This window comes from Haladaptatus rarus, assembly GCF_054177585.1.
This window is the reverse complement of sequence record NZ_JBPEHG010000003.1, coordinates 73,686-92,156: the sequence shown is the minus strand read 5'-3', so window position 1 is coordinate 92,156 and position 18,471 is coordinate 73,686. Positions and strand designations below refer to the sequence as shown.

The window sequence follows — 18,471 nt, the reverse complement described above, 5'->3', positions numbered from 1 at the left end:
GAAAAAGTGGTCTCAGTCGAATCAGGCGTTACGCCCGGTACGCTTGAGAACGTCCTGTTTGGTGAGGTTGAGGGTCGTTTCGAGGAAGCTTGCGAGGCTAAACTTCTCGGGGATGACGCCGAGTTGCTGCATGAGGCCGAGCGAGTCCCAAACCGCCCATCCTTCGACGACCTTCCCGTCCTCGAATCGGTGAACCATGATGCCCGGCACTGGGTTACCCGCCTTCCCAGTCGGGGGAACTCCCATGAATTCCCCCTCGTGGGTGCCGACAACGGTGAATCCAATGGCAATCATGTCCTCCTCGGCGAACATGAACTCGACGGTCATCTCCAAGTCCGGGAACCCGGTCCGCACCGCACGGATGAACTCCTTGAACCCGTCGAGATAGACGGATTCGCCCTCGAAGCCGAACCAATGTCCGACGTATTCTTCAGACATTAGTTCGTCGATGTGGTCGAAGTTGCCCTGGTTCCAGACAAGGAACCCGCCGCAGGCGATTGGATTCGAATCGACCCGCGAGTGCACGGGCGCGACGGGATTTGAACCCGCGACATCTTGGTCCGGAACCAAGAACTCTGTCCACTGAGCTACGCGCCCTCACCCAGTTCTACTCTCCCGGCGGCATTAAGGTTTTGACCCGGTCAATCCTCGACACTGCTCTGTGAACTCGTCGCTGGCTCGCTGATGACGGCTTGCTTCCACGTGCCGCGAGTGAACCACAGGCCCGCGCCGATGGCACCGATGATATGCCCGATAGCGACACCGAGCCAGATACCCGTCGGTCCGAGGTCGCGGACGATGGCGAGATAGTACACCGCAGGCACGCGGCAGAACCACAGCGTCACCATCGAGAACGCCATCGCGGTCTTGGTGTTGCCCGCGCCGCGATACGCACCGACGAGGACGTGGAACAGGCCGATGAACGCGAACTCGACGGTTCGGATGCGGAGATACTCCCCAGCTAATTGGAGCGTCTGGTCGGCGTCCGGCGTTCCGGTGGTCAGGAAGATGCCGACGAACGTATCGGCGAACAGAGCCGCGATGATAGCGACCACGACCATCACTGCACAACCTGCTTTCGCCGCGAGCCAGACCGCCTGTTCTGCCCGGTCGACGTTCCTCGCCCCGAGGTTCTGGCCGACCATCGTGTTGGTCGCCCGGCCCAACTCTACGGCGGGGAGGAAGACGAGCGAGACGACGCGATTACCGAGACCGTAGGCGGCGATGACCGGTGGCGCGAACGTGACGATGATGGCCGTGAGAGTGAGCATCGCCAGCGCGCCGGACGACTCTTCCAGGGCACTCGGTGTCCCGATGCGAACGATATTCCAGATGTTCGATGCATCGGGAACGAGGTGTCGAAGCTGTACGTCCGGGCCGTACGGCGTTCCGAACAGGACGTACACGCCGATGACCGTCGCAACGCCGCGCGAGAGGACGGTCGCTATCGCCGCACCCTGGATCGCCATCCCATCGATCGGCCCCCAGCCGAAGATGAACAGGGGGTCTAAGACGACGTTCAGCAGGACGCTGACGGTCATCACGCGCATCGGGAGGCGCGTGTCGCCGTGGCCGCGCATGAGCGCGGAGAAGACGTGGAAGCCGAAGATGAAGGGCGTCCCGAGGAACAACACCCGGAGGTAGTTGCCCGCCATCGGCACGACCGTCTCGGCGGTCGATTGCTGCGCGGGGTACAACGCCAGGAGGGGATCGACGAGAAAGTAGCCCGCGATCCCGAGAACGATCGCCAGTCCGGCGACGAACGAGATGGTCTGTCCAGCGATCGCCCCGGCGGAGGTGTTGCTATCGGCCCCGGTGTACTGTGCGACGAGTGTACTGCCAGCGACGGTGAAGCCACCGCTGATGGAGATGATGAGCACGCTCACGGGGAGTGCGAGACTGAGCGCACCGACTGCGGAGGTCGAGACCCGGCCCAGCCAGATGGTGTCGGTGATATTGTAGGCGACCTGGAGTAGTTGGGTGATGATGATGGGCCACGCGAGACTGAACAGTGGACGCGAAAGCTTCCCTTCAGTGATAGTGTCCTGCGTTTTATCCACTAGTATTCTACATGATTAGAAGGGATTTCAACGCTTTGACTTACGAATGTTGAATCGAAACAGCGAGAAAAGAAATCGTCAGGGAGTCTCGTTCGTCTCGATGCTGATATCGGCCTTCGGATACGCAGTGCAAGACAGAATGTACCCCTGATCGAGTTCGTCGTCGCTGAGCGTGTCGTTGTTGCTGTGGACGATGTCCTCGGGGTCTCCCTCGGCGATCTTCGCACCACAGGAGAGACACGAGCCTTCACGGCAGGAGTACGGCAGATCCCAACCCTCGTCTTCGCCCGCTTCGAGGAGCGTTTCGTTGTTGGCGACTTCGATCGTCGAGCCTTCTTTGACGTACTCGACCTCGTAGTATTCGACCTCGTCTTCCGGGATGGCAGCAGGGTCGAAGCCTTCCTCTTCTTCCTCAGCCTCCTCGCCTTCGAGTTCGCCTTCCGCACCGGCACCGACGGCGACCCCGCCGCCACCAATGGAGCGATTCATCGGTTCGGGGAAGTCGGTTTCGGGGACACTCGCCGCACGCTTTTCGAGCACTTCCTGGGAGATGTCGTCAGCAACGCGCCATTCGGTTCCCTTGGTGAAGTGCAGAGCCACTGCGGTGAGCGTGAGCAGTAGCCCGAGTCCCAGACCCAGTTCGTTTACCATATGGCGGTGGCTACGGAGTGGTGGTTTAACAGCATTGTGATTGACGCGAGCACGAAGGAGGCTGCCGAACCATCGGCAAGTACGACGGCAACAACCGAATCGGAGGAATCGCTGGAATCACCGAACGACCTCGTTCGCGTGGGAAACGTCATTTTTTCGAAGGAAACGACGACCGTCGAGCAACCTCGTCGTCGTTTTCGCACTGTGAAATATCCCGCAAGCTAGTTTCATAGTAATTCATGATATATCTTCAGAGGTACTATGAGAGACACAGACGAGATTCAACAACCGTCGGACGGCTGGCAGCTTGGGGGCAACAGCGCAGAATCGTACGAACGATACCTCGTTCCGAGGATGTTCGCACCCTGGGCGGACGAACTCGTCGAACGTGCTGGTCTCGAGCCGGGTAACCGTGCGCTCGACGTCGGATGTGGAACCGGAATCGTCGCACGACGTGCGGCTCGAAGAGTAGGGCCCGACGGCTCCGTCATCGGACTCGATCCCAACGAGGCCATGCTCGAAGTGGCGAAAACGATCTCATCGGGCGAGGGCACAGTAGTCGAGTGGCGAGAAGGAGATGCCGTCGACCTCCCGTTTTCTGACGAGACGTTCGACGCGGTGTTCTGCCAGCAAGTTCTCCAGTTCGTGCCGAACCCGTCGACCGCACTACAGAAGATGCACCGCGTCCTCGTGCCCGATGGCCGCCTCGCAGTCAGCGTCTGGCGGCCCATCGAGTTCAATCACAGCTACGTCGTGATGGCGGACGCCCTGGAGCGCCACATCGGCGACGAGGCGGCGGCGATGATGCGCTCACCGTTTCCCTCGTGGGGAATGAACGAATTGCGCGACCTCGTTAGCGACGCCGGATTCCACGACGTCTCCATCACTATCGGTATCGAACCCATGCGATACCCGTCTCCGGAGGAGTTCGTGCGCCGAGAGGCCGCGAGTTCACCGTTAGCCGGGCCACTCGGCGGGCTAGAGCGAGACGTGCGAGAAGCACTGGTTCGGGATGTCGAAGAAACACTCCGAGAGTACACGGACGACGACGGCATCATCTTCCCGATGGAGGCACACGTCGTCGTCGCACGTCGGTGATCGGCGCAAAGTCGCGCACGATTTCGCGATTCCTGTTCTCGCTCACTCTTCGCTGTCCCCGTTCACTCCCGCTGGTCGTTCACGGGAACTGCGTGCTTCCGGTGACTACTCTCGCCTGACCTCGTACCGACCGAAGCGCGTCCACCTTTTCCTGCACGGAGCGACCGATTGCTCGGTCGCTCCGATTACAAAATCTGGACCAAAACCTCGGTGCTCCCCACGGTGCACGCCGAGTCCGCTCGCTCCTCGTTCCACTCGTCGCTCTCGGAAACTACTCTCGTTTAACCTCGTGCCGACCGAATCCGTACCGCAGTCGGTTCGCCAGTCGCCGCGAGAAACGGCCCTCAGTACGACTGCCGTGGCGCTCGGCGAGCGACTGATAGATGAGTGGCACCGGTACTTCCTGCTCCAGTGCCTCCTGTACCGTCCAAGTGCCGGTCGAACCGCCCGCGATGTGGTCGGCAACGTCCCCCAGGTCGGATCCCTCCTCGCGGAACGCTTCTTCACAGAGTTCGAGGAGCCATGAGCGAATGACCGCGCCGTTGTTCCACGTCCGGGCGACAGCTTCCAGATCGAGGTCGTACCGACCTTCGTGGAGGAGTTCGAACCCTTCGCCGTAGGTCTGCATCAGCGCGTATTCGACGCCGTTGTGAACCATCTTCACGTAGTGGCCCGACCCGGCTTCGCCCATGCGGTCGTGACCGTCCGGCCCGGTTGCCACGGCGTCGAAGACCGGCGTCAATTCGTCGTAGGCCCACGCCGGGCCGCCGACCATCAGCGAGAAGCCGAGTTCGGCACCCGCCGGGCCGCCGCTGGTTCCGCAGTCGAGGTAAGCCGCCGGGGTCGTCTCGGCCCGGCGCACGGAATCCTCGAAGTAGGAGTTGCCGCCATCGACCACGATGTCGTCCTCGCCGAGGTAGGGTTCCAGATCTTCCAGTGCGGCGTCCACCGGCTCTCCGGCGGGCACCATGAGCCATATCCGTTTCTCCTCGCCGAGTATCTCCGCGAGGTCGGCCACCGAATCCGCGGGTTCCGCACCCGCCTCTGTCGCCGATTCGATCGCTTGCTCGGCCACGTCGTACGCGACCACGTCGTGTCCGGCGTCGAGGGTTCTGTCCACCACGATTCGTCCCATACGCCCCAGTCCGATGACGCCCAGTTGCATGGCTGAAATCTGCGTGCCAGGGGTGGTAGGGGTTGCGGTTCGGGGCGGAGTCGAGACGCCGACTCGCTACGATGCGACCGTCTCTACCGCGTTCGTCAGCCTATCAGCGTGCTGAATCAACAGCGTCCCGAGGATGCTCATGACGAGGACGTACCCCACCGCGAACGCTGGTATCAGCTCACCGAGCGCGCCCGTATCGACGCTCATGGCGAGCGTTGCCAACACCAGCGAGAACTCGCCCCGAGGAACCATCCCGAGCCCGACGCGAATCGAGCGCCTTCGGTCGAGTTCGTAGAACGCACCCGAGAGCGTCCCGCTCACCAATTTTCCGACGGTCGTAACGACGACACTCACCGTCAGTAACACGGCAACGTCGGCCAAGAGGGTTATTTTGGTCGTCAATCCGATGGAGAAGAAAAAGACCGCGGCGAACAGGTCGCGGGACGGTGCCAGAACCTGCTCGATACGCTGGACGTGGTCGGTTCGACCGAACATCGTCCCGACGAAGAAGGCGGCGACGGCCTCGCTGATGCCCAGTAGCAACGCGACACCAGCGACGAGGACGGTTATGCCCGTCACCCTGAGCAGGAACAGTTCGTTCGACGACACGCTGAAAAGTCGTTCGACGTACTCGGTTCCGTACCACGCGACCGCGACGAGAACAGCGAGGAAGGCGAACGCCGTGCCGACCGAGAGGGCGACATCCGAAACGCTCCCCTCACCCAGCGCAACTGCCGAGAGCAGTGCCAGATAGACGGCGATGAAGATGTCTTCGAAGACGAGGGTTCCGAGGATCGGTTCGCTCTCCGCGTTCGCGATCCATCCCTCGTCGATGAGCGACTTCGTGATCACGGCGCTGGACGAGATGTATACGATACCCGCGAGGAAGAACGCTTCGAGCCACGAGAAGCCGAAGAACAGTCCGAGGCCGAGACCGAGTAGGAAGTTGATACCGAGGTCCACGAGACCGATTCGGACGAGTCTCTCGCGGTTGCTGACGAGTTGTTCGAGGCTGAACTCCAACCCGAGGAAAAAGAGGAGAAAGACGATTCCGAGTTCCGCGAGTACGTCGATGAACTCGTGTGTCTGAACGAGTCGAAGCGAGATACCCCCGATGCTCGTCGGTTCGTTCGGGCCGACGAGGATGCCGACGACGATGTATGCAGGGATGACCGAGAGACCGACGCGAACCGCGAGCGCGCCGACAAGAGCGATGGCCGTCACTGCGATTCCGAACTGGACGAGGAGCGGCTCCGCCATCGTCAGGACTGCGTATCCTCGTCGTCGTTGGCGCTCAGTAGCTCCGTGAGTTCCGCCTGCTCTTCACGGGTTCCGATGGCGACCAGGATATCACCGGGTTCGATCTCCGTCTCGGGGCCCGGGTTCGCAATCGTCTCCTCGCCGCGTTGGATAGCGATGACCGAGACGCCCGTCTGTCGGCGAATCGCGGCCTCCGCCAAGGTTCGTCCGACCAGCGGCGACCCGTCTTTGACTTCGACCCACTCGATGATGGCCTCCCCGAGCGGGACTCTCAGTTCGTCCATCTCGACGGGTTGGAAGTACGCACCTTCGAGGATGGAACCGAGCTGTCGCGCCTTCTTCCCGGTCAGTGAGGCCAGTTTGACGCTGTCCTCGTTCGGCGATGGCCGCCGGTAGAGTTCACGTTTTCCGTCGTGGTGGATGATGACGACGAGTCGCTCTTCGTCATCGAGTTCGAGTTCGAACTTATGCCCGACGCCGGGAATCTCGGACTCGTAGATGGTCATAGTGGATGAGACGGATGGGAGAGTATAAAAATCACGTTACGGAGAGACAATTCGCCGACACGCGATGCACGTCGAACGCGTCCCGACTCTCGCCCCCCTTCGACAGTCCGTGAAGAAAGATGGGCAGTCTCGGATCGACCCGGTACCGAAGCGTCGCCTTTGCCTTCCCCGACTCCGACTCGGGAGTCGGTCGAATCGTGATGACAACGAACCCGGTGGACGTTCGGAACCCGATATCGCCGTCGTTCCGAACCACTCGAAGAGCGTCCACCTCTCTTCGGACGATATCGGTCGCTTCATCTGGCGATATCCGGAGGTCGATGGGCTCGAAGTAAACCATCCCGATACTATGAGGACTCGCACGGCGTTCGTTCTAATTTGGACAGATCGGACGGTTCGAGGTTGTTTTCGAGGCGGCGTCGGACGGGAACCTTTATCAGCGAAGGCGCGCAGAGTCACAGGTATGAGCGCGATGGTGTCGGTAGTACGTCTCTAGTGCAGACGACGAGTTATCCGCATTTCTCGCCGATCGACCATCCAGCGGTAGCGATTTGACATGACTGACGTTCCAACCGACTACGAACCCGACCGTATCGAACGAAAATGGCGCGACGAGTGGCAAGACTCGGACGTGTACACCCCCGATGGCGACCTGGACTACGTCATCGACACACCACCACCGTACCCGACAGGAAACCTCCACATCGGGCACGGTCTCCAGTGGAGTTACATCGACTTCGCAGCGCGGTACCAGCGTCTTCAGGGGAAGCAGGTTCTCTTCCCACAGGGCTGGGACTGCCACGGTCTGCCGACCGAAGTGAAAGTCGAAGAGGATCACGACATTCACCGAACCGACGTGTCACGCGAGGAGTTCCGCGAACTCTGCATCGAGCACACCGAAGAGCAGATCGACTCGATGAAAGAGACGATGAACGAGCTGGGCTTCTCTATCGACTGGAACGCCGAGTTCCGGACGATGGATTCCGAATACTGGGCGAAGACCCAGCAATCGTTCGTCGAGATGGAAGAGTACGTCTACCGCGACGAACACCCCGTCAACTGGTGTCCACGATGTGAGACCGCCATCGCCGACGCGGAAGTCGAGAACGAAGACCGGACGGGGACTCTCTACTACATCACGTTCGAGGGCGTCGATAACGAAGAGATAGAAATCGCAACGACGCGCCCCGAACTGCTCTCGGCCTGCGTCGGCATGGCCGTCGATCCCGAGGACGAACGCTACGAAGACCGGATCGGCGAGACGTTCGAGGTTCCCCTGTTCGGGCAGGAAGTCGAACTCGTCGGCGACGACGACGTCGATGGCGACTTCGGAACCGGTGCGGTGATGATCTGTACCTTCGGCGACAAACAGGACGTCGACTGGTGGGTCGAACACGACCTCGACCTGCGTCCGGTGTTCACCGAGGACGGTCGCCTGAACGAACTCGCAAACGAGTTCGAGGGACTGACCATCGAAGAAGCGAAAGGAGAAGTCGCCGAGACGCTGGACGAGGAGGGGTATCTGAACGACTCCGAACCGACAGAGCAGTCCGTCGGCACCTGCTGGCGCTGTGATACACCCATCGAGATCCTCTCGAAAGAGCAGTGGTTCGTCGAGGTTCACCCCGACGAGATTCTGGAGAAGGCAGCAGAGGTCGAGTGGATTCCCGACCACATGCACTCGCGTCTCGAAGAGTGGACCGAGGGCATGGGATGGGACTGGGTCATCTCCCGCCAGCGCGTGTTCGCCACGCCGATCCCCGCGTGGGAGTGTGAAGAGTGCGGCCACTGGCACATCGCCGAGGTCGACGAACTCCCCGTCGATCCGACTGAAACCGGCCCGGAAATCGGTGACTGTCCCGAGTGCGGGGCTGACTCGTGGACAGGCGAGACGGACGTGATGGATACGTGGATGGACTCCTCTATCACCCCGCTCCACATCTCCGGGTGGCCCGACCACCTCGACCTGGACGAGTTCGAACCCGTGGCGCTCCGCCCACAGGGACACGACATCATCCGAACGTGGGCGTTCTACACCCTCCTCCGTGTGGGGAAACTCACGGGCAAGCGCCCGTGGGACAGCATCCTCATCAACGGGATGGTGTTCGGTCCGGACGGGAACAAGATGAGCAAATCCCAAGGGAACGTCGTTGCGCCGACCGAAGCGGTCGAGAAACATAGCGCGGACGCCTTCCGACAGTCGCTCGCACTCGGCGGGCAACCGGGTAGCGACATCCAGTTCCAGTGGAAGGAGGTCAAATCCGCCTCCCGCTTCCTGACGAAGGTGTGGAACATCTTCCAGTTCTCCGCGAATCACTTCGACGAGAACACACCGAACGTCACCGATCCGGCGTACCGTGACGCAGACCGTTGGGTGCTGTCGCGGTTGTCCCAGACGGCCCAGAAAGTGAGCGAGGACATGGAGGCGTACCGCTTCGACTCCGCACTCCGCACGCTCCGTGAGTTCGTCTGGGAGGACCTCGCAGACGATTACCTCGAACTCGTCAAGGGACGACTATACGAAGGTCGACCCGGAGAACGAAACGCTGCCCGCCACGCACTCTACACCTGTGTCTCGGCGGTCGCTCGGATGCTCTCACCGTTCTCGCCGTTCCTCACCGAGGAGATCTACAGCCACCTCCCCGGAACCGAGGGAAGCGTCCACCGGGCCGAGTGGCCCGACGTGGAGATGCACGACGAGGAAGCCGAGCTCGCTGGCGAGATCATCGCCGAGGTTGCGAGCGAAATTCGAGCGTGGAAATCCGACGAGGGGATGGCGCTCAATCAGGAACTCGACCGTATCGAACTGTACGCTGACGCGGAACGTAACCCCGACACGTACGACCTGAGCGAGGCGGTGAACGGCCCGGTCTACCTCGAAGCGGGCAGACCGAACGTCGAACTCGCTCCTGTCGGGGTCTCTCCCGACCACGCATCTATCGGGCCGAAGTTCCGTGATAAAGCAGGCGCAGTCATCGGTGCACTGGAATCGACCGACCCTGCCGAACTCAAAGCTCAGTTGGACACCCACGGCGAGATCACGCTGGACGCGGCGGGCGAAGAGGTCACCCTCGACGGCGACTGGGTGGAGATCGAAGAAGAGTACCGCGCGGAGAGCGGCGAAGAGGTCGAAGTGCTCGAAACCGAGCACGCGACCGTGCTCGTCTTCCCCTGAAACGTCCCTCGAACGACTGCCGTTCTGTTTTTTCGACGCACGACAGACCAACGTGACGCCACCGAACCAGAGGCGATGCTCGACATTCGTGCTATTCGAGCGAGCGAACAGCGGATTAACAACTCATAGACACTATATAGCAGTATTTATTAATTATGGTGTCGAAGTTAGTAATATTCAGATGACGAAACTCGCTCGAAGACACGCGATCAAGATCGGGGCTGCGATGTTTGCAAGTGGAACCGTTGGTGGCTGTCTCGGTTCCTCAACCGGAAAAAACGCGGATGGTTCTACCACGATACGCACGTCGTTTTTCGTCTTGACCGATTTTGTCCGAAACGTCGAGAGAGATGCCAAAACCGTCGAGAGTTTGGTGCCGATCGGTCAGCATGGACACGGATGGGAACCGTCAGCACGGGTACAGCGGGATGCACTCGAATCCGATGCACTCGTCTACATGGGCGAGGGGTTCCAACCGTGGGCCGACAAGATGGTGAAGAACGTAAGAGAAGAACGGCCCGAGATCACCATCGTCGAGGCCAGACACGGGATCGACTTCCTACCCGCACCGGGCCACGTCGGGGGCGGCGCAGACGAACATCACGAAGGGGGTGAGAACCACGGAGAAGGAAACGAGCACAGTGGGGGAAATCACGGGGACGAAACCGATACCGACCACGAAAAGGACGAAGGGGGACACGACCACGAAGCGAGTGACCCTCACTTCTGGCTCGACCCACAGAGAGCGAAACAGGCCGTTTCGACCATCGAAGATGATCTTTCGGGAACGGACGGCGTTTCCGACGATGCAATCGCTGAGAACGCGGCGAACTATCGAAACCGACTGGACGAACTCGACGCAACGTTCGAGTCCGAGCTCGAATCGAGGAACAGAGACGCGGTTCTCGTCGCGGGCCACAACGCCTTCCAGTATCTCGGAGCGCGATACGGATTCGAGATTCACGCGCTGACCGGACTCGCACCGGATGCCTCGCCGAGTCCGAAGGACGTGCAGCGCGCGCAGAATATCATCGAAGAGCACGACATCGAACACGTTCTCGCACCGGTGTTCGAATCCGACAGGGCTGCAACGCAACTCGTCGCCGAAACCGACGCGAAAGACCACCTCCCCATCACGCCGATCCCCGGCGTGACGAAGGAGTGGAACCGAAAAGACTGGGGCTACGTCGAAATCATGGAACGAGTGAACCGCCCCTCCCTGAAGACGGCATTGGGGGCGAAATGACGGTCGTCGAAGTCGACTCGGTGACGTTCGGATACGGCGACCAACCGGTTCTTTCGGACGTTTCACTGGCGGTGAAAGACGGCGAATTTATCGGACTCGTCGGACCGAACGGGTCCGGTAAGAGCACACTTCTCGAACTCGTCCTCGGTCTACGCGACCCTGACGAAGGGACGGTTCGACTGTTCGGCGAACCGCCCCGAAAGGGCAGAAAGGGCGGACGGGTCGGCTACGTCGCACAGAACGTGGCGGCGGTTTCGGGGATGCCCGTGACAGTGGAAGAAGTCGTCTCTGCGGGTCGAAGTTCCCACCTCGGATTCGGATTCGTCGGAGAGCAAGACCGCGACGCCATCGAGCATGCGATGGAAACGGTCGGAATCGCCAATCTTGCTAACCGCCGTGTCGCCCGACTCTCAGGCGGACAGCAACAGCGCGTGTTCATCGCCCGCGCGCTGGCCGCCGATGCGGAGATACTCGTGCTGGACGAGCCGACCGTCGGCGTCGATGCTGAATCACGAGAGGCGTTTTATAGACTGCTACACGACCTAAATCGGAACGGATTGGCCGTCGTTCTCGTCGAGCACGATATCGGCGTCGTCACCGAACACGCGGACAGGATCGCCTGTCTAAACAGAAAGCTGTACTTCCACGGCAGTACCGACGAGTTCGAAGCTAGCGACGTACTGGCGGATGCCTACGGCGCGAATCAGCGACAACTCCTCCACGACCATGATTGATCTCACGGAGATGCTCGGCTATCGGTTCATGCGCCTCGCGTTCGTCGCGGGACTCTGCGTGGGTCTCGTCGCACCACTCGTCGGGTCGTTTCTCGTCCACCGAGGAATGGCTCTCATCGGAGATACGTTGGCTCACTCGGCGTTCGCTGGTGTCGCGGTCGGACTGTTTCTCGGAAGCGTGAACGTCGTGGTTTCGCCGTATCTCACCGCACTCGTGGTCTCGGTGATCGCAGCACTGGCGATACAGGCGCTTGCAGAGCACACTGACGCCTACGGTGACGTGCCGATGGCTATCGTGCTGTCGGGCGGGTTCGCTCTCGGAAGCGTGCTCATCAGTCTCTCCGATGGTGGAATCGCGGTGGGTATCGACCAGTATCTATTCGGAAGTTTGGCGACGGTTACATCGGAGAACGTCTCGGTGATGATCGCACTCTCGACACTCGTCGTCGGTATCGTCGGTCTAACGCGACGACAACTGTTCGCCGTTACATTCGACGAAACAGCGGCCCGAGTTTCGGGTATCCCGGTACGGCGGTACAACCGTTTGCTCGTCGTGCTGACCGCATTGGTCGTCGTCGCGGCCATGCAAATCATGGGCGTCATCCTCGTTGCGGCGATGTTGGTGGTTCCCGTCGCCACAGCGTCGCAAGTCGCTCGCAGTTTCCGACAGTCGCTCGTCCTGGGTGTCGTCGTCGGAGAAATAGCCGTCGTCGTCGGAATCACGCTGTCGTACGCCCACGGACTGGCCGCTGGCGGAACTATCGTACTGGCAGCAATCGCTGCGTATGCGATGGTGGCCGTCGTCTTTAGGTGATTTCCCGTCGATTCCCGTCCGGGGGAACAATGCCAGTTACCGATATCGCAACGACGGACGTAGTGACAGCTACCGAAGACAGCACGCTCCCGGATATCGCCACGACGATGGCCGACGAGAACGTCGGTTGCGTTCCCATCGTCGATGGTGACCAACCGGTCGGAATCGTCACCGATCGACAGATAGCACTCTCGTTGAGAGATGAAGCCGACGCATCGAGTCGGACGGTCGGCGACGTGATGACCCGCGATCCGATAACCATCGAATCTGACGCGAGCGTTCACGACCTGGTCGAGCGGATGGACGACGCCGCGATTCGGCGGGTGCCGGTCGTCGAAGGTGGACGGCTCACCGGTATCGTCACGCTCGACGACGTGCTCGTTACGTTGGCCGACGAGTTGGACGAAGTCGCAGATGTCGTCGAAGAGCAATCGCCGCGGTTCTGAATCGCGGGGACTTTTCTTCCGGCCTTCGACTGTCGGGTATGGACGAACGGATCCACAAACATGCCGAGGTGCTGGTCGACTGGAGCGCGCGGGTCGAGGCAGGTGACGATGTCGTCGTTCTCGTCGACGAGGGCGCACATGACCTCGCGGTCGCGGTCGGCGAGAAGGTCGGCGAGCACGATGCGAATCTACTGACGGTGTACAAATCGGAGGAGGTCGAGCGAGCATATCTCCGGGCACACGAGGGAGATTTCGACGAAGACCCTGCACACGAACTGGCGATGTACGAGAACGCCGACGTGGTGCTTCGACTCGGGGGGAGCACGAACACGATGGCGGAGGCCGACGTTCCCGGAGCGGTACAGCAGGAACACTCGAAGGCCCGGACGGGAATTCGAGGAGCGTGGCTCGAAACCGATTGGGTTGCAACGCTGCATCCCACACGTGCCCACGCACAGCAGGCGGGGATGGCCTACGAAGAGTACCAGGATTTCGTGTACGACGCCGTCCTCCACGATTGGGAATCGCTCGCCGACGAGATGGAGAAGATGAAGACGATACTGGACGAGGGAAGCGAGGTCCGAATCGTCAAGGAGAACACCGACATCACGATGTCCATCGAGGACCGAACCGCTGTCAACAGCTGTGCGTCGGTCGCCTACGACTCGCACAACCTCCCCAGTGGCGAGGTGTTCACTGCCCCCTACGCCACCGAGGGAGAGGTGTTCTTCGACGTGCCGATGACCCATCAGGGCAGGCGCATCCAGAACGTCCACCTCACCTTCGAAGACGGTGAAGTGGTCGATTTCAGTGCCGAGATCGGCGAAGACATACTGGCAGAGATCCTCGACGCAGACGATGGCGCACGCAGACTCGGCGAACTCGGCATCGGGATGAATCGGGGTATCGACCGCTTCACCGACAACATCCTCTTCGACGAGAAGATGGGCGACACCATCCACCTCGCGGTCGGTCGGGCCTACGATTCCTGCCTGCCGGAGGGAGAGTCGGGCAACGACAGCGCAGTACACGTCGATATGATCACCGACGTGAGCGAGAGTTCGCGGTTGGAAGTGGACGGTCAGGTCGTCCAGCGCGACGGAACGTTCCGGTTCGAAGACGGGTTCGAGAACTGATTTCAGCTGGGCGAAACGAGCGGTTGGATATACGCATTTCGACACAAAATCACGATCACACCGAAGAGCGAGTATATCTGCAGAATCAGCCAGTATCTCCGAATGGACCCCATATTTATGCAGTTTCGAACGTATAAGGATATTTGCTATCTACACATGATTTATAAATAATCGTGTACAAACAACAGTCGTGGTTAAAGAAATGAGATACGACAGACGAGATTTCTTGAAGCAGATTGCAGTGGCAGGAACAACACTGACGGTGGCAGGGCCGGTATCGGCAGGAGGTGGCTCTCGATACATCGTCGTCGGAAGCGGAAGTGGCGTCCGTGACAACATCGTAGACGCGGGATTCTCCGTCCAGCACGAACTGGGTGGCAACGTCTTCCTGGTCATCGCCGACGACCGGACTGCACTGGAGAGCGTCTCCGGCGTCTCCGAAGTGGCGGCAGACCAGCAGCTCGAACTCAACGCGCCCGAGCGCGAGGAAGATACCACCGACGAAGACCTGTACCCGCTCCAGTGGGATAAACAGGTCACCGACGTATCCGAGGCTCACACACAGGCGACCGGACAGGGCACGCGACTCGCCATCATCGACACGGGTGTCGACTTCGACCACCCCGACCTCGCGGAGAACACCAACGAATCGCTGAGCAAGCTGTTCAAGTTCGGCGACGTGACGGACGACACACAGGACGTGTACGGCCACGGTACTCACGTCGCGGGCATCGCGGCGGCGAGCAACGAGGGAATGCAGGGCGTCGCCGGGACGGCACCAGACGCCGAGATCGTCTCGCTCCGCGTTTTCTACTACGTCGATGGCGGCCTGTACACGACGCGCGGAGACATCCTGAAGGCGATCGACTACGCCGCGGAGATCGGTGCAGACGCGGCGAACATGAGCCTCGGCACGTCACCCATCCCGCCGGAGTACAACGCGGGTGGCCTCCGAACGGGCTACGAGCGCGTCATCCAGAGCGCGACCCGTCGCGGAACGCTGGTCGTCGCCAGCGCCGGAAACTCCGGGGCGAACCTCCAGCAGGGCGGCTACTTCACGCTCCCGAACAGCGTCGCAGGTGCGATGAGCATCAGCGCGACCGGGCCGAACGACAAGCGCGTCTTCTACTCCAACTACGGGACGGACGAGATCGACGTCGGTGCGCCCGGCGGCGGCTACGAGACGCTCGAAAAGACGCTCGCGTCGGACACCGAATGGCCGTACCCGACGAATCTGGTCGTGTCGTCGGTGCCGCCGGAAATCTACGGCGCGTACTACGCCTACTTCGCAGGCACCTCGATGGCGGCACCGCAGGTGACCGGTGTGGCAGCACTCGTGCGCGAGACCGACCCGAGCACGACCGCGAAGCAGATCGAATCCGCTATCAAACACGGTGCTGACGGTGTTGCCGGACAGAGCGACGCCGACCTCGGTGCGGGGCGACTCAACGCGAAGGGCGCGCTGGATTCGCTCTAAGTCCACCACTTACTTCGCCGTTCTTTGGGCGAGGCGTCTTTGAACGGCGGTGCGAGTTCCGATTCTTCGAGGGCGAAACCGTACCCCAACCAGTAGCCGACGTACCAGCCGACGGCATCGGTTTCGACGCCACTGATGGAGATGAGCAGACGGTCGTACTCTTCCAGCGCCCCGTCACCATCGGGATCGATTCCACGCACGCCACCGCAGGAACCACTCGCCTCCGGATTGCAGGGGAGTTCGTCGGGGAAGCGCACGATGATATCGGCCTCCGATCGAGTCTGTGTGAACGAGAGCGTGACGTTCGCGGGGACGGTTCCCGCTGCGCCCCGGTTGTAGTAGTCGAGGGCGTGTTGTACCTGTTCTTTCACGGCGTCTCTGTCGTCGGTCGGGCCGAGGTAGACGGTGAGATTCGAGTTCGACCACGGGAGTGACCGATCTGTCGCGTTCGTCATCGGTTTGCGCGAAAGGGCCGCCGCGTCGGACATGACGGACTGCGGGGCGGAACTGTGGTTCAACCCGAGCGTGTGGCCGAGTTCGTGTTTCAGGATGAGGACGGTCGAATTGCTCGAAAAGGCATCGTCGATCTCCATGCGCATCGGACGGGAGATCTGTGACGATTTCGTGATATATGGTGCACAGCCCGCAGCGTGATCGATTCCGGGACAACTCTGAACCTCCTCGACGAAGTTGATGATCAGATCCGGATTCTCGGCGTTCGGAACGAGTTCGTACTCGAGCGCGTAGCCCGCGTACTGCTCGCTATGTTGCTCCCAGTAGTCGAGCGCCTGCCGAACTTCGTCGGTGTAGTCACGCGATCCGTTCGCACTACCGTTGATGGCGACCGTCAACTCCGACTCTCCCCACGGATTAGACCGGTCGACGACCGTTCCAGTGGTTTGGGTCGTCGGTTCCGTCGTCTGGAGGTCTGTCGTTTGGGGTGTCGTCGATCGGTCGAATTGTGCTCCAGCACAGCCAGCGAGGACGAGACAGACTGCGAGCGACAGCGCGCGCCACGTCATTATCCTTCTTTCCGTCGTTCGTAGTATCAAGCCTTGCGGTCCCGGAAGTAGCAGTCGAAATCGAAAGTGTGGCTGAACGACCCCGATTCGACCTGGATGGTCGCGTGGTCGATGCCGAATCGGTTCGCCAGTTCGACCTGGCAATGCCGGAGCACCGCGTCCGGGTCGGCGTCGTCTTCGACCACGACGTGTGCCGAGAGGGCGTACTGCGTCGAACTGAGCGACCAGACGTGAACGTCGTGGGACTCCACGACCCCCGGCAGTCCGTCGAGATAGTCGCGTACCTCGTCCACCGCGATTTCCGATGGTGTTCCCTGGAGGAGGATGTTCATACTCTCCACGAAGAGATCTTTCGCGGAGTACAGCACCAGCGCGGCGACCAGCACGGCGAACAGTGGGTCGAGGACGTACAGGTCGGTGAAGACGAGCGCAACACCGACCGAGATGGCCGCCACGCTCCCGGCGGCATCCGAGAGCAGATGGAGGAACGCTCCTTCGACGTTGAGGATCTCACGGTGGCCCGACAGCACCCACGCCGCGGCGAGGTTCGCCAGCAATCCGAGCACACCCACCAGGATGACCAGTTCGGCGTCCACCGGTTGCGGGTTCTGAAACCGGCGAAGCGCGTCGAAGAGGACGTAGCCGACCGCGGCGAGCAAGAGGACTCCGTTTCCGAGCGCACCGAGCACCTCCGCGCGCTGGTAGCCGTAGGTTCGTTTGGCGTCGGCAGGCCGGGCAGATATCCACGCCGCGACCAGCGCGAGCGCGAGACTAGCGCTGTCGGCGAGCATGTGAACCGCGTCGGCGAGGAGAGTGAGCGACCCGGCGAATATCGCACCGACGAGTTCGACGACGAAGAAGACGGTGTTGATCGCCAGCGCGAGCGTCAGCGGGCGGATGGTGGTATCGTCGTCACCGTGGTCGTGCGCCATCGGGCGAGATACGGGCTGAAGGGTATCGTAGTTGGTGGCGTGGTCGATCAGCAGATAGCGTAGACGACCTGAACCTCGTCGTCGCGAACCGTCACGTGGGCATCTCCGTAGCACTGACTCGTTCTGATGGTCGCACAGCCACGGCGGGGGGAATCGGACTTGTCCGATTCCCCGCGTGAACTCGACGTGTGGGTTTCGGTCGCGGTCAGCGCGTCACCGACTAGCTCTCCGCAGACCGAGAACGCTTCGACACCGTCGGGGTCGGCCTGCTTCAGGTTGTACGCGTGGACGCCGCCTCCCGCCGAGAGTTCGTGCGTCTTGTCGTAAACCGTCTTGCCAGTCGCCTCTCGAACGATCCGGAGGCGGACAATTTTGATTTCGTCGTTCTCGTTTCGGAGGGTAATCGAATGGTCAGGGTTGGGCGTGTTCGATGCGTGTGATATCCAGTCGCCTGTCGTGGACGTCTCGTCGGTGGTGGTCTTCTCATCGAGATCGGTGGTCTGGGTCGTCCCCTGACGGTGATCGGTGGTCGATTCGTCGGAGCCACGCCCTCCATTCGAGTCACTTACACATCCCCCAGTTACGAGAGCACCCCCGAGCGCAGCGAGAACGGAGCGGCGTTTCAGTTCGCACATACGTCGTGGAAACTATCACTTCCGTATAAGTCTTCTAGAGAATCGAACGGGTCTTCGAGCTATCTCGACGGGAGCAACCCGACAGCGCGACTACGAGTGTAAATCGACGGCGTG

17 protein-coding genes, 1 tRNA gene and 1 pseudogene are annotated in these 18,471 nt (G+C 60.9%); 8 read left to right on the top strand and 11 right to left on the bottom strand.

What is annotated here, in order from left to right:
• Positions 1-21: 21 nt before the first annotated feature.
• From ACR3FE_RS09325 to ACR3FE_RS09310, 4 genes are all read right to left on the bottom strand, one after another.
• On the bottom strand, positions 22-525 hold the full coding sequence (locus ACR3FE_RS09325; RefSeq protein WP_458206836.1) for an ester cyclase: 504 nt from the start codon (positions 523-525) through the stop codon (positions 22-24).
• A tRNA-Arg gene (locus ACR3FE_RS09320) sits at positions 525-597 on the bottom strand. The genes ACR3FE_RS09325 and ACR3FE_RS09320 overlap by 1 nt, the downstream gene beginning before the upstream one ends.
• Positions 598-641: 44 nt before the next feature.
• Positions 642-2,060 (bottom strand): MATE family efflux transporter, encoded by a 1,419-nt coding sequence (locus tag ACR3FE_RS09315; protein ID WP_458206835.1) that lies wholly within the window; start codon positions 2,058-2,060, stop codon positions 642-644.
• A gap of 78 nt (positions 2,061-2,138) precedes the next feature.
• On the bottom strand, positions 2,139-2,711 hold the full coding sequence (locus tag ACR3FE_RS09310; protein WP_458206833.1) for a 2Fe-2S iron-sulfur cluster-binding protein: 573 nt from the start codon (positions 2,709-2,711) through the stop codon (positions 2,139-2,141).
• Between the two features lie 261 nt (positions 2,712-2,972).
• Between ACR3FE_RS09310 and ACR3FE_RS09305 the strand changes: the two genes are divergently transcribed.
• Positions 2,973-3,809 carry a methyltransferase domain-containing protein gene (locus ACR3FE_RS09305; protein ID WP_458206832.1) on the top strand — a complete coding sequence of 279 codons (837 nt, stop codon included), beginning with the start codon at positions 2,973-2,975 and terminating at the stop codon, positions 3,807-3,809.
• A 271-nt stretch (positions 3,810-4,080) separates the two neighbouring features.
• Here ACR3FE_RS09305 and gnd read toward each other — a convergent pair.
• The 4 genes and pseudogenes from gnd to ACR3FE_RS09285 form a co-directional block, all read right to left on the bottom strand.
• A pseudogene (gnd, locus tag ACR3FE_RS09300) lies at positions 4,081-4,989 on the bottom strand (phosphogluconate dehydrogenase (NAD(+)-dependent, decarboxylating)); the annotation flags it as partial.
• Between the two features lie 51 nt (positions 4,990-5,040).
• On the bottom strand, positions 5,041-6,234 hold the full coding sequence (locus ACR3FE_RS09295; RefSeq protein WP_458206831.1) for a cation:proton antiporter: 1,194 nt from the start codon (positions 6,232-6,234) through the stop codon (positions 5,041-5,043).
• 2 nt (positions 6,235-6,236) lie between these two features.
• Complete coding sequence (locus tag ACR3FE_RS09290) at positions 6,237-6,740, bottom strand: cation:proton antiporter regulatory subunit (RefSeq protein WP_458206830.1); 504 nt, start codon at positions 6,738-6,740, stop codon at positions 6,237-6,239.
• A 31-nt stretch (positions 6,741-6,771) separates the two neighbouring features.
• The gene (locus ACR3FE_RS09285) at positions 6,772-7,080 is read right to left on the bottom strand and encodes a hypothetical protein (protein WP_458206829.1); all 309 of its coding nucleotides are present in this window, start codon (positions 7,078-7,080) and stop codon (positions 6,772-6,774) included.
• Between the two features lie 216 nt (positions 7,081-7,296).
• Here ACR3FE_RS09285 and ACR3FE_RS09280 point away from each other — a divergent pair, with 216 nt between their 5' ends.
• From ACR3FE_RS09280 to ACR3FE_RS09250, 7 genes are all read left to right on the top strand, one after another.
• Positions 7,297-9,915, top strand: a complete 2,619-nt coding sequence (locus ACR3FE_RS09280; protein ID WP_458206828.1) for a valine--tRNA ligase — start codon at positions 7,297-7,299, stop codon at positions 9,913-9,915.
• A 181-nt stretch (positions 9,916-10,096) separates the two neighbouring features.
• Positions 10,097-11,161, top strand: a complete 1,065-nt coding sequence (locus tag ACR3FE_RS09275; protein WP_458206827.1) for a metal ABC transporter substrate-binding protein — start codon at positions 10,097-10,099, stop codon at positions 11,159-11,161.
• Positions 11,158-11,895, top strand: a complete 738-nt coding sequence (locus ACR3FE_RS09270) for a metal ABC transporter ATP-binding protein (protein ID WP_458206826.1) — start codon at positions 11,158-11,160, stop codon at positions 11,893-11,895. The genes ACR3FE_RS09275 and ACR3FE_RS09270 overlap by 4 nt, the downstream gene beginning before the upstream one ends.
• Positions 11,888-12,709 (top strand): metal ABC transporter permease, encoded by an 822-nt coding sequence (locus tag ACR3FE_RS09265; protein ID WP_458207184.1) that lies wholly within the window; start codon positions 11,888-11,890, stop codon positions 12,707-12,709. The genes ACR3FE_RS09270 and ACR3FE_RS09265 overlap by 8 nt, the downstream gene beginning before the upstream one ends.
• Positions 12,710-12,738: 29 nt before the next feature.
• Positions 12,739-13,155, top strand: coding sequence for a CBS domain-containing protein (locus tag ACR3FE_RS09260; RefSeq protein ID WP_458206825.1), 417 nt, complete (start codon positions 12,739-12,741; stop codon positions 13,153-13,155).
• A 38-nt stretch (positions 13,156-13,193) separates the two neighbouring features.
• Positions 13,194-14,291, top strand: coding sequence for an aminopeptidase (locus ACR3FE_RS09255; protein ID WP_458206824.1), 1,098 nt, complete (start codon positions 13,194-13,196; stop codon positions 14,289-14,291).
• A 202-nt stretch (positions 14,292-14,493) separates the two neighbouring features.
• Entirely contained in the window at positions 14,494-15,768 is a 1,275-nt protein-coding gene (locus ACR3FE_RS09250) for a S8 family peptidase (RefSeq protein ID WP_458206822.1), read from the top strand.
• Here ACR3FE_RS09250 and ACR3FE_RS09245 read toward each other — a convergent pair.
• Genes ACR3FE_RS09245 through ACR3FE_RS09235 form a run of 3 tightly spaced genes read right to left on the bottom strand, consistent with a single transcriptional unit; the run spans position 15,765 to position 18,357 of the window.
• On the bottom strand, positions 15,765-16,790 hold the full coding sequence (locus tag ACR3FE_RS09245) for a matrixin family metalloprotease (protein ID WP_458206820.1): 1,026 nt from the start codon (positions 16,788-16,790) through the stop codon (positions 15,765-15,767). The two genes, ACR3FE_RS09250 and ACR3FE_RS09245, sit on opposite strands and share 4 nt — an antisense overlap.
• Before the next feature lie 26 nt (positions 16,791-16,816).
• Entirely contained in the window at positions 16,817-17,722 is a 906-nt protein-coding gene (locus ACR3FE_RS09240) for a cation diffusion facilitator family transporter (RefSeq protein ID WP_458206819.1), read from the bottom strand.
• 47 nt (positions 17,723-17,769) lie between these two features.
• The gene (locus ACR3FE_RS09235) at positions 17,770-18,357 is read right to left on the bottom strand and encodes a hypothetical protein (RefSeq protein ID WP_458206818.1); all 588 of its coding nucleotides are present in this window, start codon (positions 18,355-18,357) and stop codon (positions 17,770-17,772) included.
• Positions 18,358-18,471 lie beyond the last annotated feature (114 nt).

Bases quoted from the DNA above. Each gene is read 5' to 3' on its own strand.
- ACR3FE_RS09260 (WP_458206825.1), top strand. From the start codon at position 12,739: ATGCCAGTTACCGATATCGCAACGACGGACGTAGTGACAGCTACCGAA.
- ACR3FE_RS09280 (WP_458206828.1), top strand. From the start codon at position 7,297: ATGACTGACGTTCCAACCGACTACGAACCCGACCGTATCGAACGAAAA.
- ACR3FE_RS09255 (WP_458206824.1), top strand. From the start codon at position 13,194: ATGGACGAACGGATCCACAAACATGCCGAGGTGCTGGTCGACTGGAGC.
- ACR3FE_RS09270 (WP_458206826.1), top strand. From the start codon at position 11,158: ATGACGGTCGTCGAAGTCGACTCGGTGACGTTCGGATACGGCGACCAA.
- ACR3FE_RS09285 (WP_458206829.1), bottom strand. From the start codon at position 7,080: ATGGTTTACTTCGAGCCCATCGACCTCCGGATATCGCCAGATGAAGCG.
- ACR3FE_RS09265 (WP_458207184.1), top strand. From the start codon at position 11,888: ATGATTGATCTCACGGAGATGCTCGGCTATCGGTTCATGCGCCTCGCG.
- ACR3FE_RS09250 (WP_458206822.1), top strand. From the start codon at position 14,494: ATGAGATACGACAGACGAGATTTCTTGAAGCAGATTGCAGTGGCAGGA.
- ACR3FE_RS09235 (WP_458206818.1), bottom strand. From the start codon at position 18,357: ATGTGCGAACTGAAACGCCGCTCCGTTCTCGCTGCGCTCGGGGGTGCT.
- ACR3FE_RS09245 (WP_458206820.1), bottom strand. From the start codon at position 16,790: ATGACGTGGCGCGCGCTGTCGCTCGCAGTCTGTCTCGTCCTCGCTGGC.
- ACR3FE_RS09305 (WP_458206832.1), top strand. From the start codon at position 2,973: ATGAGAGACACAGACGAGATTCAACAACCGTCGGACGGCTGGCAGCTT.
- ACR3FE_RS09275 (WP_458206827.1), top strand. From the start codon at position 10,097: ATGACGAAACTCGCTCGAAGACACGCGATCAAGATCGGGGCTGCGATG.
- ACR3FE_RS09240 (WP_458206819.1), bottom strand. From the start codon at position 17,722: ATGGCGCACGACCACGGTGACGACGATACCACCATCCGCCCGCTGACG.
- ACR3FE_RS09290 (WP_458206830.1), bottom strand. From the start codon at position 6,740: ATGACCATCTACGAGTCCGAGATTCCCGGCGTCGGGCATAAGTTCGAA.
- ACR3FE_RS09295 (WP_458206831.1), bottom strand. From the start codon at position 6,234: ATGGCGGAGCCGCTCCTCGTCCAGTTCGGAATCGCAGTGACGGCCATC.
- ACR3FE_RS09310 (WP_458206833.1), bottom strand. From the start codon at position 2,711: ATGGTAAACGAACTGGGTCTGGGACTCGGGCTACTGCTCACGCTCACC.